This window comes from Indolivaga macrotermitis (assembly GCF_900128985.1).
GTDB classification, from domain to species: Bacteria; Bacteroidota; Bacteroidia; order Bacteroidales; family Dysgonomonadaceae; genus Dysgonomonas_A; species Dysgonomonas_A macrotermitis.
Window position 1 is genome coordinate 149,853 of record NZ_FQUC01000004.1, and the last position, 16,027, is coordinate 165,879.

General features: G+C 37.6%; 17 protein-coding genes. 2 read left to right on the forward strand and 15 right to left on the reverse strand.

Annotated features, from left to right (window positions below; all coding sequences use genetic code 11):
• Positions 1-142 precede the first annotated feature (142 nt).
• Positions 143-637 (forward strand): flavodoxin, encoded by a 495-nt coding sequence (locus BUC12_RS07605; protein ID WP_062184085.1) that lies wholly within the window; start codon positions 143-145, stop codon positions 635-637.
• 83 nt (positions 638-720) lie between these two features.
• On the opposite strand, the gene BUC12_RS07610 is transcribed toward BUC12_RS07605, so the two are convergent.
• The 7 genes from BUC12_RS07610 to BUC12_RS07640 form a co-directional block, all read right to left on the reverse strand.
• Positions 721-1,170 carry an acyl-CoA thioesterase gene (locus tag BUC12_RS07610; protein ID WP_062184087.1) on the reverse strand — a complete coding sequence of 150 codons (450 nt, stop codon included), beginning with the start codon at positions 1,168-1,170 and terminating at the stop codon, positions 721-723.
• Positions 1,171-1,193: 23 nt separating this feature from the next.
• Positions 1,194-1,487 (reverse strand): DciA family protein, encoded by a 294-nt coding sequence (locus BUC12_RS07615; RefSeq protein ID WP_062184090.1) that lies wholly within the window; start codon positions 1,485-1,487, stop codon positions 1,194-1,196.
• Positions 1,488-1,498: 11 nt separating this feature from the next.
• On the reverse strand, positions 1,499-2,596 hold the full coding sequence (recF, locus tag BUC12_RS07620; protein WP_062184092.1) for a DNA replication/repair protein RecF: 1,098 nt from the start codon (positions 2,594-2,596) through the stop codon (positions 1,499-1,501).
• 187 nt (positions 2,597-2,783) lie between these two features.
• On the reverse strand, positions 2,784-4,565 hold the full coding sequence (locus BUC12_RS07625) for a biotin/lipoyl-containing protein (protein ID WP_062184095.1): 1,782 nt from the start codon (positions 4,563-4,565) through the stop codon (positions 2,784-2,786).
• A 662-nt stretch (positions 4,566-5,227) separates the two neighbouring features.
• Positions 5,228-6,064 carry a hypothetical protein gene (locus BUC12_RS07630; protein WP_139262027.1) on the reverse strand — a complete coding sequence of 279 codons (837 nt, stop codon included), beginning with the start codon at positions 6,062-6,064 and terminating at the stop codon, positions 5,228-5,230.
• Positions 6,065-6,077: 13 nt separating this feature from the next.
• Positions 6,078-6,911 (reverse strand): hypothetical protein, encoded by an 834-nt coding sequence (locus BUC12_RS07635; protein ID WP_062184100.1) that lies wholly within the window; start codon positions 6,909-6,911, stop codon positions 6,078-6,080.
• A 6-nt stretch (positions 6,912-6,917) separates the two neighbouring features.
• Positions 6,918-7,484, reverse strand: a complete 567-nt coding sequence (locus BUC12_RS07640) for a hypothetical protein (RefSeq protein ID WP_062184103.1) — start codon at positions 7,482-7,484, stop codon at positions 6,918-6,920.
• A gap of 925 nt (positions 7,485-8,409) precedes the next feature.
• Between BUC12_RS07640 and BUC12_RS07645 the strand changes: the two genes are divergently transcribed.
• Positions 8,410-9,039 carry an ExbD/TolR family protein gene (locus BUC12_RS07645; protein ID WP_062184179.1) on the forward strand — a complete coding sequence of 210 codons (630 nt, stop codon included), beginning with the start codon at positions 8,410-8,412 and terminating at the stop codon, positions 9,037-9,039.
• Positions 9,040-9,115: 76 nt separating this feature from the next.
• Here the strand turns inward: BUC12_RS07645 and gldD are convergent, their stop codons facing one another.
• The 8 genes from gldD to BUC12_RS07685 form a co-directional block, all read right to left on the reverse strand.
• Positions 9,116-9,718 carry a gliding motility lipoprotein GldD gene (gene gldD / locus BUC12_RS07650; RefSeq protein ID WP_062184106.1) on the reverse strand — a complete coding sequence of 201 codons (603 nt, stop codon included), beginning with the start codon at positions 9,716-9,718 and terminating at the stop codon, positions 9,116-9,118.
• Between the two features lie 106 nt (positions 9,719-9,824).
• The gene (locus tag BUC12_RS07655; RefSeq protein WP_062184109.1) at positions 9,825-10,295 is read right to left on the reverse strand and encodes a single-stranded DNA-binding protein; all 471 of its coding nucleotides are present in this window, start codon (positions 10,293-10,295) and stop codon (positions 9,825-9,827) included.
• Between the two features lie 162 nt (positions 10,296-10,457).
• Complete coding sequence (locus BUC12_RS07660; protein WP_062184112.1) at positions 10,458-10,991, reverse strand: mechanosensitive ion channel domain-containing protein; 534 nt, start codon at positions 10,989-10,991, stop codon at positions 10,458-10,460.
• A 77-nt stretch (positions 10,992-11,068) separates the two neighbouring features.
• Complete coding sequence (locus BUC12_RS07665) at positions 11,069-11,575, reverse strand: ferritin (protein WP_062184115.1); 507 nt, start codon at positions 11,573-11,575, stop codon at positions 11,069-11,071.
• 121 nt (positions 11,576-11,696) lie between these two features.
• Positions 11,697-12,455, reverse strand: a complete 759-nt coding sequence (locus tag BUC12_RS07670) for a TPM domain-containing protein (protein ID WP_062184182.1) — start codon at positions 12,453-12,455, stop codon at positions 11,697-11,699.
• An 81-nt stretch (positions 12,456-12,536) separates the two neighbouring features.
• Positions 12,537-13,118 carry a LemA family protein gene (locus tag BUC12_RS07675; RefSeq protein ID WP_062184118.1) on the reverse strand — a complete coding sequence of 194 codons (582 nt, stop codon included), beginning with the start codon at positions 13,116-13,118 and terminating at the stop codon, positions 12,537-12,539.
• Between the two features lie 224 nt (positions 13,119-13,342).
• Positions 13,343-14,743: a chromosomal replication initiator protein DnaA gene (dnaA, locus tag BUC12_RS07680; RefSeq protein ID WP_062184121.1), complete on the reverse strand. Its 1,401-nt coding sequence runs from the start codon at positions 14,741-14,743 to the stop codon at positions 13,343-13,345.
• 298 nt (positions 14,744-15,041) lie between these two features.
• A complete protein-coding gene (locus tag BUC12_RS07685; RefSeq protein WP_062184124.1) occupies positions 15,042-15,935 on the reverse strand; it encodes an MlaD family protein in 894 nt (297 codons plus the stop codon).
• Positions 15,936-16,027: the final 92 nt, after the last annotated feature.

Here is a 16,027-nt window from a genome sequence, read left to right on the forward strand (position 1 = left end):
AGATTAATAAATCTACCCCTTTTTTTGTCCGTAATCCGAAAATTTTCTGAAATGCAAAACTAATCAATAACTTTGTTGTTATTATTTGAAATCAATCTAAATAACAGTATTTTTTTATAAAGACTAAAAAACAAATTAAATCATGAGCAAAATAGCAATAGTTTACGGAACCTCAACAGGAGCGACTAAAGATATAGCTGAGAAAATTCAGAAAGCATTAGGTGCAGCTGATTTGTATGATATTGCAAATCTAAACCTTGATCAATTAAAGCCTTACGATCTCTGGATTTTGGGAGCTTCTACAACCGGTTACGGAGATCTTCAGGATGACTGGGATTCTATACTTACTAAATTTGCAGCATTAGACTTTTCAGGTAAAAAGGTTGCTTTATTTGGTCTGGGAGACAGTTCTTCTTATTCAGACACATTTGTAAACGGAATGGCGCAAATATATAATGCTATCCAGGAGAAAGCGGAGATTGTAGGCGCTGTATCTACTGACGGTTATACATACGATGATTCGGAAGCTGTTGTAGATGGTAAATTTGTGGGTCTGGCTATTGACGAAGACAACGAATATGATCAAACTGACTCACGTATAACTGCTTGGGTTAATGACCTGAAACAATATATCTAAAACATTTAAGTAAGCGTACACTCTTACTAATAAAACTTATATGACACAAATAGCCTCTGATCAAAAGATCAGAGGCTATTATTTTATTTTATATCTAGCCCTTCGTAATCTATTATCGATTCCTTCCATATCTGAGGAACCTTCATCGCAACCAGCTCCTTCGGATTGTATGTCACAACCACTGAGTTGCAACGGCATTTGATCTCATTGGTAAGACTATTTCGTATTTGTTGCAAAAGGGTCACACTCTTATTTCCGACTCTTACTATTTTTGTATCCACTACAATATCCTCTTTATAGAAGACCGGTGCTATAAAATCAACTTCAATACGCGCAATAACAATAATGCCGTCGATCCAACTTACATAAGACGCTTTGAGATTTTCGAAATAATTGATTTTCCCTAAATCAAAATAACTAAAATAAATATTGTTATTAATGTGCCCTATCGAATCCACATCATTAAACCGAATCTGAATGGGCAATGTATGCCGAAATGTCTCTTCGGTGATTTCTCTTTCTGTTGTTATCATTTATAATTAATCTTATATTCTTTTTATCTAAATACAATGTCTTGTACAACATCCATGCTGACATGGGTATTCAGATTTTGTATTATCCGTTCTTTATTCATCATAAGTTCAGCCCTTAATACCGACGAAGAGAGTTGCACATATAATATATTGTTCTTGAAATAGATATTCGTTGTATAAGATGAAACCGAAGTACCTAATATTTTACCCCATCCGGAGATAACACGGCTTTCTGCCAATTTTCTTCGGATAAAAGGATTTTCCTCAAAAAACTGCCTGATGACTTCTCCTAAACTTTCGGTATTACGTTTTCTCATTTCTCATTACTTTACAAACGGCTGATTTCTCCTCCTTTTACTTCATATAAATGATGGTCGCTATTAATACCTTTCAATATCTCATCCAGATGCTCCCGGTTGGTATCTGTAATAAATATCTGCCCGAAATTTTCTCCTGAAACTAATTTTACAATTTGCTCTACTCTGGATGAATCTAATTTATCAAAAATATCATCGAGTAAGAGAATAGGTGTTATCTGTTGCGACTTCTGCAAGAAATCGAACTGAGCCAATTTCATCGCTACAATGTAAGTTTTATTTTGACCTTGCGATCCTACTTTTTTTATAGAATATTCGCCAAGACGCATATCCAGATCATCCCTATGGACGCCTACTGTTGTATACCCGAGTATCTTGTCTCTCTCTCGCTTCTGTTTCAATAAACCAAGCAAGCTTCCTTCCGATAGCTGGGATTCGTATGCCAATGACACCTCTTCATTAGATTGGCAGATAAAACTGTAATAATACTGAAATGTGGGAATAAACTCTTGTATAAATCGCTGACGACGGGTATATATAATCTGACCTTCTGCTGCGAGTTGCTCTTCCCAGAGCTCATATAATGATTCGTCAGCCTGAATATCGGATTTCAATAAGGCATTACGTTGCTGCAAAGCTTTATTATAACGGATAAGGGATTGGAGGTATTCTTTATCGAATTGAGACAATACTACATCCATAAATTTACGCCGCTCTTCACTGCCTCCTGTTATAAGTTCCGAATCGGACGGTGATATCATAACCAAAGGAAGCCGTCCAATATGATCAGAGAACTTTTCGTACTCCTTTTTATTATACTTAAACTGTTTCTTTTGACGGCGGCGGAGGCTGCAAAAGAATTCGTCGACCTTCCCTTCGTTCTCTAAATAATATCCTTGTATAAGGGCAAAATCGGCATCATGCTTTATATTCTGAGAATCTATCAGGTTATTGTGGCTCTTACAAAATGAGAGATAATAAATAGCATCCAGAAGATTAGTCTTCCCCATCCCGTTATTGCCTAAAAAGCAGTTTAATTTTGATGAAAAAGACAGATCTGCCTGTATTATATTTTTATAATCGAGTATTGATAGCCGCTCTAATATCATTCGTATTACCCTGTATATATGGATATGCAAAGATAACAAAATAGCCCTGAGAAAATAAGATATTAACTTTTTATCTACTGAGTAAAGAATCAATCAAGACTTAATAAAAATGACCTTCTCTTATAAACAACAAAACCGGACACTTAAAAAAGGCGTCCGGTTTTTATTTAGATATATAAAACTTCGATTAGTCTATAAATGCTAATATCTGGTTCTTTTGAACTTTATCACCTTGTTTGGTTTCAATCTGAACAATCTTACCCGATTTTAAAGCTTTCACTTCTTCAATACCATAATAAGCCTGAATGAAACAGATAATATCTCCTTCCTTAACCGGAGTTCCTACAACCGGAGCTGTAGATGCATCTGCCAAATCGATCTGCCAGATAACCTGACCCGAAACCGGAGTCTGAACAGGTTGAGCATTCGGATATTTCTCTGTTACCTTCTCTACATCGAAGTTAGGAACTTCAACTACAGGACGCACAGAGATAATAGGTGCATTGGCTTTCTCTTTCTCTTTCTCTAATTCGGCATTGAAACGTTCTTTTGCCAAGCCCGACTTATAGTCGCGATACTGACGGTCATGCATAGCTAATTCGAACAATTCTTCATCGTCTTGTCCGTATTCCCATCCATTTTCATCCATTTCCTTACGGAATGAATCAAGAGCGTCAGGATACTCATCTTGTGGGTTACCTGTATAGAACTCCAAATTTTTAGATTTTGCCAGTTCCATAATCTCATCATCCAGTTTGCCCGGAAGCTGACCGGCTTTTCCTAAGATCATGTTCCAGCTATCTTTGTCGATATTAGAGAAGCGAGGTTGTCCCTGAGCCATTGAGAAGATATTCATCAAAGCAATATTCTTAGTGTATTGGCTGAATGGAGTTACTAATGGAGGATAACCGAGTTTAGGCCAAATATATGCAACTTCATCAAACAACTGGATAACCAGGTCATTTAACGAAACTTCTGCTTTACCATTGTTACGAAGAGCCATATTGATAGCCGAGTGCATTCCTCGCAAGTCTGCCATCATAGATCCCATCATACCTCCGGGTAGACCACAACCGATAAGCAAAGAATTCATCAACTTGTTTGAAGGGTCAATGAAGTATCCCAAAAAGTCGTCCATAAATTCTTGTGTCAGAGCACGGGCTTCCATATAAGCTTTCATATTCACTTCTGGCACAGAAAAACCTGCATCCTTCAGCATGGCTTGCAATGTAATGATATCCGGATGGATCATACCCCAAGATAGAGGCTCAATAGCTGCATCGAGATAATCAGCTCCGGCACGGGCAACTTCCAACATAGAAGCCACTGAGAAACCGGGACCTGTATGTCCGTGATATTCGATAGGTATATTAGGGTGTCTGTCTTTAAGAGCTTTGGTCAGTTTGCCTAAGAAAGCAGGACGTCCAACACCTGCCATATCTTTCAAACAAAATTCATCTGCTCCAAAATCTACCAGCTTATCAGCAAAATTCACATAATAATCTACCGTATGTATAGGAGAGTGAGTTATACAAAGAGCCGTTTGGGAAATCATCCCGGCTTCTTTTGCATATTTCACTGAAAGCTCTAAGTTACGGGCATCGTTCAATCCGTCGAACGAGCGAGAAATGTTAGTTCCTTGTGCACACTTTACCTTAAACATCAACTGGCGTACATCTTTCGGTACGGGATTCATACGCAAACCGTTTAATCCACGCTCAAGCATGTGTGTCTGGATACCTACTTCGTTGAAAGGAGCAGTCCATTCACGTACGGCCTTATTCGGGTTTTCGCCGTACATAAGATTTACTTGTTCAAAAGCACCCCCATTGGTTTCAACACGCGCAAAACAGCCCATATCAATAATCACCGGAGCAATACGGGTCAATTGGTCAACACGTGGTTGATATTTACCTGACGATTGCCACATATCACGATAAACGAGACTGAATTTGATTTCTCTTCCCATAGTTATGTATATAAAGTTAAAGACCGAAAACGAATATTTTCTTAGCCGAAAACGGTCTTAAAATATAATGAATTCTATTGTATTTTTTAGCCTTACAAAAGGTACTACAAATTTAAAATTTTACTTTCAATTAACAGAACAATTTAAGATATTAAAATTATCAATTTGTCATAAAAAATTATGATAATCCCCTAAACTGCACAGTAAGTTTAAAAGTGTGTAATTAAAATACATTATCATTATATTATATTGCTTTAGTTATTTTATATTTATTCATTATGGAAGGTGACAAAAGGGTGACATCCGTGTCACTTTTGTCACCCTGCTTACAACCTGTTATACAGGCAATTATTCACCATAAAGTGACAAGTGACACAAAATTTACTTTTTTTATTTTTCATTCTTCGTTTCTGTTTCTTTATCTCTTTAGTATAGATAAATATATTCGGCACATCCCTGCAAACACATAATCAATAGGCGTAAGCATATTTCCTCGTGATTTCCATTCCATCACCATAACATTGATTATTTATAACCTAAACCTGCTTTCCATCCGAATACTTTTTGTGTTTTCTACAAAGCCTATCCGTTTTGTTATAAAATAGTGAATAGTTCCGGATTTCTACATCCTGTTAATTTGTATTGTTTTTATTTTTTAGTGTTTATATGTTATATATTGTGACAATACAAGGCTTATCACTAGTAACTGCATAATTTCCATCGAGCTCATAAGCTACTGCAGTTCTAAATACAATATATAAATAATCGTTCGGGTGGCAGTATCCCGCATACAGTGCTGTTGAAAATGCCATATAATCGCCAGTCACTCGAGTTATCGCCATATAATGCTCTATGACATCAACCTCTTCTGTTGTTCCGGTTGATGCATTGTACCTATATAAGTATATGTATATACTTGCCTGGACCGGAAGCGGATATGTGGCAAACCCTGAACCTAAAGTTGTTAATCCCATCATATCAAGATTCAGGAGGAAACGCCCCTCCGTTGGTATCACTATCTTATCACTTCCAGATAATGATAGGGATCCGTCTAACTTAGTCAATAGAACTGTTTCATACGTAGCATACGGAAACACAGTTGGTTGTACCTGAAACTGGGCATATTGCCCCAAAGATGGGTTAGCCTCCCACTGCACGGTTTGTCCGTCGTTTTCTAAAACGAGTATTGCAGGGCCTCCATACCCGGGGGTTAACTTTAAGCCATATTCATCTCCCGTTATATCCTTGCTGTGCTCTATATCCAGTTTTGCTTCCGGTGATATAGTACCTACACCCAACCTTCCGTTACTATCGATAACTATATCATTCTGTTGCTGCGCCACCGTTATGGCAGAGTTTGAATTTTGTGGATTATCCTTTGCTCCGTCTATATGAAACAGCGTTCTTGGAAAATCAGTCTGTATTCCTATCTGAGACCGGATAAAAGTACTATATATAGAAGAGGCAATCACGGTTGCCCAAAAGAACATAATTCGCATATTAATAGAATCTTTATAATTGATAAAAAATAACAGAACTCATATTGAAGGCCTCGTGGCTATAAGAGCTGTAAGTGGTATTATAATCGAGTAGCAAATACAAGGATGAAGAATCCGTATCTGCATTCCCTAAGAATGTAATACGGATATACAGGAAATCTCCTTTTAGTATATCCGTAGCAATCAAAGACACATAAAGTGTCGTATAATCAAATATCTGCATAAATGGTTTGGCATCCACCGTTTGACAAATCACATCGGCTACTCCGGTTCTGCTTCTGACTAGTTCATAACGGACATCGACTTGTCGCGACCGCATGGTAGTGTTGTCTGTTTCCAACATTCCTGTCTTCATCAGCATTACATTGCTCCGGAACATAAAAGCGTATGAGCCGTCATTGGATATTGCTATTTGATTGCCAGTTGTATTTAAAGGAAACCTTACCGCTGTCCCGTTGGGAAAAGTATATGTTCCCTGAGCCAGATTAATGATATAACCTCCGAGCCCTTTTGTGATACCCCACCATGCGTTACCATCTGCATCTCCCATGAGTATTTTGTTTTCGCCTTGTGTTCCGTCTGTCAAGCGGAAAGCCTCTCCCGGAGCGGTCGATTTCAGATGTAAGCGGGCTGTTGGTGCAAGGGTTCCGATTCCGACATTTCCCGTATTGTCGATCAGTATATCATTCACCGATTGAGCAGCGGTAATTGTTCCGGATGCGGCATCGTCTCCTGTGGCATCGAGATGGAATATTCCCTGTGTATTCTGTGTATTAATCCCTACCTGAGCCGGGATGTATAATATTGTAAAAAACAGGGAGCATGTGAGTAGTATATATCTTTTCATATCATTTCAAATATTATAAACCATTACACTCGGAAAATAAATAACATTATCGAATTGGCCTGTAGGCGCGTCCAGTCCAAGCCCAAGTATCCAATCTGTAAATGGATTAACAAGGATACAATATAAATCGCCCTTCTTTAAATTGGAAGCAAACATGGATATAGTAAAAGAAAATCGGGGATTGCCAGCAGAAACACCTTGAATATTCGGAAATATCATAATATTTTCGATATTTTCAGGCTGGATAATACCACTTACTACTTTGCGAATTTTAAGGTTGGCCGGAATAACATTGTACTTCATATTGGCTCCTGATATAGCAGATGATTGAGCTGCTCCCCACCAGCGAAAAGTAAAGACATAACTGCCATCGTTATCGATCCGGATATATCCTGCATCCGGATTATCGACAATAGAACCGGTATCGGGTTTCAACTTATTGAAAAGCAGAGGGGTATCCGTATTGGCAGGAAAAAGAAATGACACTTGTGAAGGAGAAGTCATACGGTATACTTTCCCGTTCAACGATACACGCGGTATCCATGTGCCATCGCCATCAGCATCAGAAGCCAAAAACTTATCGCCTGTGCCTTCGCTGGTATCCTCGATACGGATAAAAGAATTTGCATTTCCTTTATCAATATGTACCTGATCATCGGGGTCTAGAGTTCCTATACCCAGATAACCTTTATCATCTACATATACATCATCTGTATAGCCACTGGTTCCGGCAGTGGAGGTATCACCTAAGGGGGTCCACCTGAAATATACCCAAAGGATTTTGTGTATTTATTCCTACTTGCGCCGGGGATATACCGAAAGAAAATATACCCAAGAGTAATAATAGTTTCTGTTTCATTGATTATTTACATTGATTTGCCATTTCAGGGTTATAGACCCTTTTGTTTTTCTTATTGAGTGAGTATTTTTTTACTGGTTAGGAATAGAGCAACAACTCTATTATCCGGTATAAACGGTCCAACCAGCCTATAATTAGGTTACGGATATATCACGAGAACTTTTTCATAAATTCAAAATACGAATATCATGTATATGATAGACACTGATACCCATAGGCTCCGCTCGATAAAATATTACCGATAAAACCTTAGATATAATAAATGTAAAATAGGAGTGTTCTGGGGATCTTTATTTATTGTTTTCCCATTTAGCAAATGTTAGCTTGTAGGTGCACACGTTTAGCTCTCTCTGTCTCTCTGTTTGTCTCTCTCCATTTAGTATTTCAATGCACAAAACGAAATCTAAATTTAATAAATCTAGATTACTATTGGCGTTGTTTTTATTCCTAATACTACTAATCATCTGAATGAGAGATCAATTCGGATGTAAATGTAGTGTGTTTGTTTTTTTTTAGAAAATTTTTTTTCAAAAAAAGATAGAGAAGTAAAATATTTTTAAATTTTTTATGGAATTTTTTGAACTATCTACTCTATTAGATAAAAAGAAAAACAATATAAACCTTTTAAAACTTAAAACTATGGCAGCAATCGATACAGGCTCCAATAATGGCAGCAATAAAAAAGGTAAACCAACCAAACTTAACCTTCGGGTAGATTTTACTCCAATGGTGGATATGAACATGTTGCTGATAACATTCTTTATGTTCTGTACAACACTTTCTATGCCACAGGTTATGGATGTGGTTATGCCGGCAAAAACAAATGAACCCGGTACCCAAACTCCGGAATCAAGAACAGTAACATTGCTTCTTAGCGAAAACGGAAGGGTATTTTACTATTGGGGAATCCCCGATTACTCGGATCCGCTTACCCTGAAAGAAACAAATATCGATAACGGATTGCGTAATATTTTACTCGAAAGGAATACTGATGTAACCGCTCAAGCAGCAGAATTAAAGCAACTAAGGCGCAACAAGCAGATTACAGAAAATGAATACAAAGCAGGTATTGCCGAAATAAAGAAATCGAAAGACAACCTGACTGTTATTGTAAAACCAACCGGCAAGGCAAATTACAGCACATTAGTAAAAACTCTGGACGAAATGCAAATATGTAATATCGGAAAATATGCAATTGTTGATGTTGCCGACGGTGATCAATATTTATTGGATAACCTGAATAACAATCAACTGGCACAGGCTAAATAATTATAACAGAACAACCTCTTTATTACTACTTTTGATTGTGAGCCGTACTGATACATTTAGTTGTAGATGTACGGCTCTATTCTATTGTTTTTTCCCACCGCAATGTCATCATCAGGTGACTGACATCCTTTTTTACCATCTCGGTTATAGGGGTTACCGAGTCTGTCTCTATTTTAGAATCGACAGATGTTACGGACTCATAATACAAAGACCCTCTTACAAAATTAGCGACACTATCTGTCACAAAAAACTGTACCGGAGTAGCAACGTCTCCCTCAATGGTATACAGAATTCCGGAGACTTTATTTTCTGTATCCTCATATACTTTCTGATCTATCGCATCTGCCATAGAAACATGGCTGTAAACCAGCCGGTGGTTGTCGTCCAGTACTTTCGATAACGATTTTCTATCTATCGCCAGATAGGTACAATGCAACACCGCATTATAATCCGGATAACGGATATCGAACCAGACCTCTTTATTTCCCGGCTTTTTCTCTTTAACTATAATCTTTGCCAGAGCTGAATATTCAAACGTAAAATCCGAAATATCGCCTTGTAAATATTTATAGACGGGAATATCTATCCGGTTATATCCTTTAGGTCTCGGCACAGGCTGATTATCACAACCCGTAAAAAAGATACAACACAAACCCAATACCACTATTAATTGTTTCATTTAGATTCTCCGAATAAAAAATGCAGATAAGAATGTATCTTCTTTATCTGCACTTATCATATTTTATATTTTAGAGGATAAAGAAACCTCTCTTATCAGATCTTATTTAGAAAGGTAAGTCATCGACCTCGTCTGCCGAAGTTTGTTGCGGCATACCCATTGATGGTGATGAAGATTGAGGTGCAGACGGTTGTTGCTGACCATAACCTTGATTATTCATATCCGGAGAACCGGAGGCTTCCCCTCTCCGTCCAAGTAATTCCAGATTGTCGGCAAATATTTCTACAACATATCGTTTAACGCCATTTTGATCGTCATACGAACGGGTTCTCAGTTTCCCTTCGACAAAAAGCTGGGTCCCTTTTTTTACGAATTGCTCCGCTACTTTAGCAAGCCCTCTCCAACATACTATGTTATGCCATTCGGTACGATCGGGTATTTGCGTTCCATTGGCAGCAGTATATCCCCTTTCAGTTGTTGCCAAAGTAAAGTTTACAACTGCACTACCGTTATCAAAATACCTGACATCGGGGTCTTTTCCTACATTTCCTATCAATATTACCTTATTTACCGACATATATTTCTTTTTTAGATTTTAACCTGAATTCTGAAGAATAACAAATATAAAAATATTTTTTCAGATATTAAGTGGCTGTAAGTGGTTTATGATATTTCCTAGAATCATAACGAACTATATTTGTTTCACTTACCAAAGAAACAAATAGGCCTCAGGCCTTACTTATTCGTCTGTTTCTTCATTCCATGTATCAATACGTAGGATCATCACTCCTTTTTGAAAAAACAATGAATTAGGGTAAGTAACCAGCTCCCCTTCTTTTGTACGCAAGTGAGTATGGAATGCCAGAATATCTTCCACCTTCGCATCGAAAGGGATATCTTTATCTACGATCCGTATACTATCACCTATCTTGAAAGGTGTTGTGAAAAAGATTATAATACCTGCGGTTATATTACTCAGCATCGACCATTGAGCAAATAAGGCAACTCCGATAACGGCAAATACCGAAGATATGGCAACCAACAGGTTATGCGGATCTACCCCCCATATCACAATCAGGATAATAACTGCCAATGAATTAACTATTACTGCAAACAGACGTACAACCTGCCCGGTCCGGTTTTCGGTTTTACCTTTCATTACAGCATACTTCCGCAGAACAGTTTTGGTCAAATGCCTGATCACCGGGGTAGCTATAAGCACCAATACTGTTGCTATAACCTGAATAAAGTGTTGGTTTATAAGATCCATCATGATATTAAAATCTTTTTTTTATACAAAAAGGACAGATCAATACAATCCATCCTTTTTTAGATTATTCTCTGTTTTCTTTAGAACGAAAGCGGAGTGTATTCTCTGGATTTCAGTTCCTTGTCTAAAGTATAAATACCGAATCCATTGTCTTTAATCATTTCGAGGCTATCGATATAGTCCTGTGCTGTAGCTTCTTCTTCTACCTGTTCGTCTACGAACCATTTCAGCATAGAGGCTGTCGCATAATCTTTTTCTTCATTAGCAAGAGTCATCAAGCTATCGATCAGAGCTGTAACATGTTTCTCGTGAGCCAAAGCAGCTTTAAATGCGTCCAGTGGAGAAGCCCATTCATGAGGAACTTCTTTGATAGGAAGAATCTTCACTTCACCACTTCTGGATACGATATAATTGAAAAATCTCATAGCATGGTCATTTTCTTCTAAAGCCTGTACTTTGAACCAGTTTGCAAAACCGTTCTTTCCTTCTTTTGCGAAATGAGCAGACATGGATAAATATAACTGGGCAGACCAAAACTCTGCATTAATTTGCTTGTTTAAAGCATCCTGAACTTTCTTACTTAACATAATGACAAATTTAGTAAGTGAATAATATATGACTTTTGACTATTTGCAAAGATATACGATTTTAACACAAACAGATATATGTTTTCCTGTAAAACAGATTTCTTTTCATAGAAATTTTCTATCACCAACTACGTCCGGCACCACCACCGCCAAAGCTACCGCCTCCGCCACCTCCGAAACCACGTGATCCTCCGCCAAAACCTCTACCAAAGCCACCTCCAACAATAGGAGGAAAGAAAGTTCCTCCCCGCGAAGAACGGTTTCCCCTATTATTCCGATTGATCTTATTCATAAAATAAATGAATAATAATATGAAGATGATGCTGATAATAGTTTCGCCTGTACTCGGCGAATCATCATCCTTTTCGTCGGCTTGAAATTGTCCGGAAAGATATCCTATCATTGCACCAATCGCTGCTTTTGTACCCGAATAATAATCATTTTCCCTGAAATGAGGCAACATATAATTATCAATGATACGTCCGACACGGGCATCGTTCAGTTTCTCTTCCAATCCATATCCAGTTGCAATAAAGACATCTCCCCTGCTATTTCCGATCTTGGGCTTTATCAATATTACAGCCCCGTTATTTTTTCCTTTCTGGCCTATTTTCCACTTTTCACCTAAGCGAAAAGCATAATCCGAAGCCGCATATCCTTCCAGATCTTTTAACGTTACTACATATATCTGGGTAGATGTAGTATCATTATATGCCAAAAGCATACGTTCCAGATCATCCCGTTCTGCCTGATTGAATATTCCGGCAAAGTCGTTGACCAGACGGGGTGGAGACATCGGTTCCGGTATATTCTGCCCGAAAACTGTATTTCCCGAAAATAACAGGAAGGAGAAAACTATAATCTGCCAAATATGTCTCATAAAAACAGAAATTCGAAACAATAGGTTCGGCATGCTATACCGAACCTATTTTATTTATTGATTTAAATCTTTATCGGATAATTAAAATTGTACCGTAGGCGCAGTCTGGCTAGCTGCCTCAGCCTCGAAGTATCCTTTCTTCGAAAAACCAAACCAACCGGCCCATATGGTCTGAGGGAATTGTCTGATATACTGGTTATAATCTTTCACGATCTCATTATACTTATTTCGCTCCACAGATATACGGTTTTCCGTTCCCGCCAGCTCATCCTGTAATGCCAGAAAGTTCTGGTTTGCTTTCAGGTCGGGATATTGTTCCTGCACCATCAGCAATTTACCCAATGCCGCGCTAAGCTGCCCTTGCGCCTGTTGGTATTTTTGTATATTCTCTTCGGTCAGATCATCTGCATTTATAGTTACTTGTGTAGCCTTAGCCCTTGCTTCGACAACAGCTGTCAGCGTATTTTCTTCGTGAGATGCATATCCTTTAACTGTCGCAACCAGATTGGGTATTAAATCGGCTCGGCGTTGATACGCATTCTGAACTTGTCCCCATTGGGCGGATGACGCCTCTTGTTTTTCAACCATCGTATTGTACGAACAGCTCGAAAATAAAGTAGATACCAAAATGGCTAATAGAAAGATAATGTTTACTCTTTTCATGTATTTTACAATTTAAATCCTGATTAAGGTCCCAGACCTATTTATTACTTTAGTAAATAAAACAACAATAACCGGTTATATTTCGAGAATATATCAATCATCAAATACTTGCTGTTGCTTATATACTTCTTAAACACTTAATGTAAAAAGTTGTTTAGCTAGAAGTTAATAAAACAAAAGTTGTGCCATAAAAAAAGCCGACTCTCTGAATCGGCTCTTCTATTTTATTTTTTCAAAATCTTTTCTATTTCTTCCAGATCATCCCTGAAGGTCTTGTCAACCTCCAACTGATCTTTCACTGTTTTACAGGCATGTAATACCGTTGCATGGTTTTTCTTTCCGATTACAGCACCAATCTGTGCCAGCGATAACTCGGTATACAGCTTAGACAAATACATGGCAACCTGTCGTGCCTGTACGATTTCCCTCTTTCTTGAAGCAGTCTGCAACAATTCTGTCTTTATATTGAAATGCTTACAAACAACCTCCGATATACTGTCTATTGTGAGTTTCTTTTTCTCTATTTTGCGGATGGCCTGCCCGATTACTCTTTTGGCTAAAGCCATATCTACTTCTTTGTTGTAGATAACAGAATAAGCCATCAAAGATACTATCACACCTTCCAGATCCCTCACGTTTTCTGTTACATTGTCTGCTATAAATGTAACGACATCTTCGGGAATAGAGAGTCCGTCTTGCAATATCTTATTTTTCAGAATCTTTGTTCTGAGTTCAAAATCCGGGTTTTCCAGTTTAGTTGTCAATCCCCATCTGAAACGGGTAAGTAACCTCTCTTCCACACCTTGCAATTCGGCAGGTGCCTTATCCGATGTCAGAATCAACTGCTTATTATTCTGATGCAGGTGGTTGAATATATGGAAAAATGTATTTTGTGTTTTTTCCAGTCCTACCAATTCCTGAATATCATCGATAATCAGTACATCAATACCCTGATAAAAATTAATGAAGTCGTTTACCGTATTGAAACGGGTAGCATCCGTATACTGTACTTTGAACAGGTGAGCTGATACATACAGTACCTTTTTGTCTGGATATTGATCCAGAATACGTGTGCCGATAGCATGGCAAAGGTGAGTTTTACCTACGCCAGATGTTCCGTGTAGGAACAATGGGCTGAACGCTGTTTTCCCAGGATTGTTAGCTATGGTTTCACCGGCTGTTCTTGCCAGTTTATTGCTCACGCCTTCAAAGAAATTATCAAAAGTATACTTCGGATTCAGTTGAGAATCGAAATCCGTAGGAACTACTTTTTGGAAAGGATTCGGAATTTTATTTGCTTGTTTAGGGGTGATTTTTTCAACGCTTAACGATTTAGCATCACCTCTGTAATCAACATGCGTATTAGTAGTATTTTCTACCAGAATCCGGTAATTAAGAATAGTATCCTTTCCTATTTCGCGATGCAGAGTCATTCGTAGAAGATCCACGAACTTATCTTCCAAATATTCATAGAAAAACTGGCTTGGAACCTGAATTGTAAACACATTACTTTCATAAGAATGTGGTACAATAGGCGAAAACCATGTTTGAAATGTAATATCGGATACATTATCCTTGATTACATTCAGACATTTATTCCATAAAATATTTACACTATTATTCATCGTAAAAAAAGTCGAAACTCTATTTTAATTTTCCTCTTAACTATATCGTAATGCAAATTTTGGAAATATTTTCAGTTTAAACAAACCTAAATAAATTTGCATTTTAAAATCTAAATCAATCATCTAAAAATCAACCACTTACCAATTACAGTTATTCTATCTATGTAAGTTTTTATACTTCAAGCAATTAACAGACATCAGCCTAAAATAGAGTTCTTATAAACAGCAAATATCTTGCTGTTAAGGTGTAGTTACACTTTTATACTATTTAGAATCATTCTAGATAATTAGTTTTTCTTTAGAAAACTTTTACGTTGATATATCTAGACGGATTTTCTTTGACGTCTTTTAATAACAACGAAGCATTGCTCATTGTTGAGACCAAACTATCATATAATTGACGATCGTTCATCAGAAGCCCTACAGAGTTATCTTTACTGTTAAGTTTTGTTGTCAGCAGCTCCATATTTTTCAGGGTAGAGTCTATAGATTGATATGACTTCTGGAAATCCATTGCCTTGAATTGACCCGATACCTGAGCCAGATCAGATGTGACAGTTGTCATATTATTAGAAAGCTTGGGAAGGTCGCGGTTCATCAGAGACATCATCTGATTCAATTGTTTAGAGGCAGTGGTCAGTTCTGTTGTGATTACAGTCATATTATCCAATGATTGCACCAAAGCCGGACTACTAACTAACAATTGTACTGCCATGAGTATAGAATCGATCTTAGGTACCAAATTGCCTACCTGAGGTAATACCTCCTGACTCATAGATTCCATCATGCCCAATTGCCGTGTCCCGGGAATCCTGTCATCCGAAGAGTAATACTCTTGTGACTCGGGGTTCTTATCTATGATAACAGTAGCATTACCCATCAGTGATACATCCAATTTTATTTTGCTGCCTTTTGGAATTTTCACTCCTTTATCAAGATTAAGCACTACCAGTACTTTACTATCTTCTTTCTCGTCCAATTCCATAGAATATACCAGTCCTACCTGATAGCCATTGAGTGAGACCGGAGTAGAAAGAGCCAGACCGGTTACATCGTCAAATACGACAGTAAAAGAGTTAGCCGGTTTGAATATATTTATTCCTTTCAAAAAATTTATCCCGGCATATAACAAGAATAGTGCTACAAGAAAACCTATTCCAATTTTTACTTCTTTCGAAAACACTTTTTTCATATGTAATATTCTTTATTTCTTTAACTGTTGATTTATTAAGTAATAGCTGGTACCAAAAAACAGAACCTGCTACTGTTATTTTGCCTAAAAAG

Bases quoted from the DNA above. Each gene is read 5' to 3' on its own strand.
- BUC12_RS07605 (WP_062184085.1), top strand. From the start codon at position 143: ATGAGCAAAATAGCAATAGTTTACGGAACCTCAACAGGAGCGACTAAA.
- BUC12_RS07610 (WP_062184087.1), bottom strand. From the start codon at position 1,170: ATGATAACAACAGAAAGAGAAATCACCGAAGAGACATTTCGGCATACA.
- BUC12_RS07615 (WP_062184090.1), bottom strand. From the start codon at position 1,487: ATGAGAAAACGTAATACCGAAAGTTTAGGAGAAGTCATCAGGCAGTTT.
- recF (WP_062184092.1), bottom strand. From the start codon at position 2,596: ATGATATTAGAGCGGCTATCAATACTCGATTATAAAAATATAATACAG.
- BUC12_RS07625 (WP_062184095.1), bottom strand. From the start codon at position 4,565: ATGGGAAGAGAAATCAAATTCAGTCTCGTTTATCGTGATATGTGGCAA.
- BUC12_RS07630 (WP_139262027.1), bottom strand. From the start codon at position 6,064: ATGCGAATTATGTTCTTTTGGGCAACCGTGATTGCCTCTTCTATATAT.
- BUC12_RS07635 (WP_062184100.1), bottom strand. From the start codon at position 6,911: ATGAAAAGATATATACTACTCACATGCTCCCTGTTTTTTACAATATTA.
- BUC12_RS07645 (WP_062184179.1), top strand. From the start codon at position 8,410: ATGGCAGCAATCGATACAGGCTCCAATAATGGCAGCAATAAAAAAGGT.
- gldD (WP_062184106.1), bottom strand. From the start codon at position 9,718: ATGAAACAATTAATAGTGGTATTGGGTTTGTGTTGTATCTTTTTTACG.
- BUC12_RS07655 (WP_062184109.1), bottom strand. From the start codon at position 10,295: ATGTCGGTAAATAAGGTAATATTGATAGGAAATGTAGGAAAAGACCCC.
- BUC12_RS07660 (WP_062184112.1), bottom strand. From the start codon at position 10,991: ATGATGGATCTTATAAACCAACACTTTATTCAGGTTATAGCAACAGTA.
- BUC12_RS07665 (WP_062184115.1), bottom strand. From the start codon at position 11,575: ATGTTAAGTAAGAAAGTTCAGGATGCTTTAAACAAGCAAATTAATGCA.
- BUC12_RS07670 (WP_062184182.1), bottom strand. From the start codon at position 12,455: ATGAGACATATTTGGCAGATTATAGTTTTCTCCTTCCTGTTATTTTCG.
- BUC12_RS07675 (WP_062184118.1), bottom strand. From the start codon at position 13,118: ATGAAAAGAGTAAACATTATCTTTCTATTAGCCATTTTGGTATCTACT.
- dnaA (WP_062184121.1), bottom strand. From the start codon at position 14,743: ATGAATAATAGTGTAAATATTTTATGGAATAAATGTCTGAATGTAATC.
- BUC12_RS07685 (WP_062184124.1), bottom strand. From the start codon at position 15,935: ATGAAAAAAGTGTTTTCGAAAGAAGTAAAAATTGGAATAGGTTTTCTT.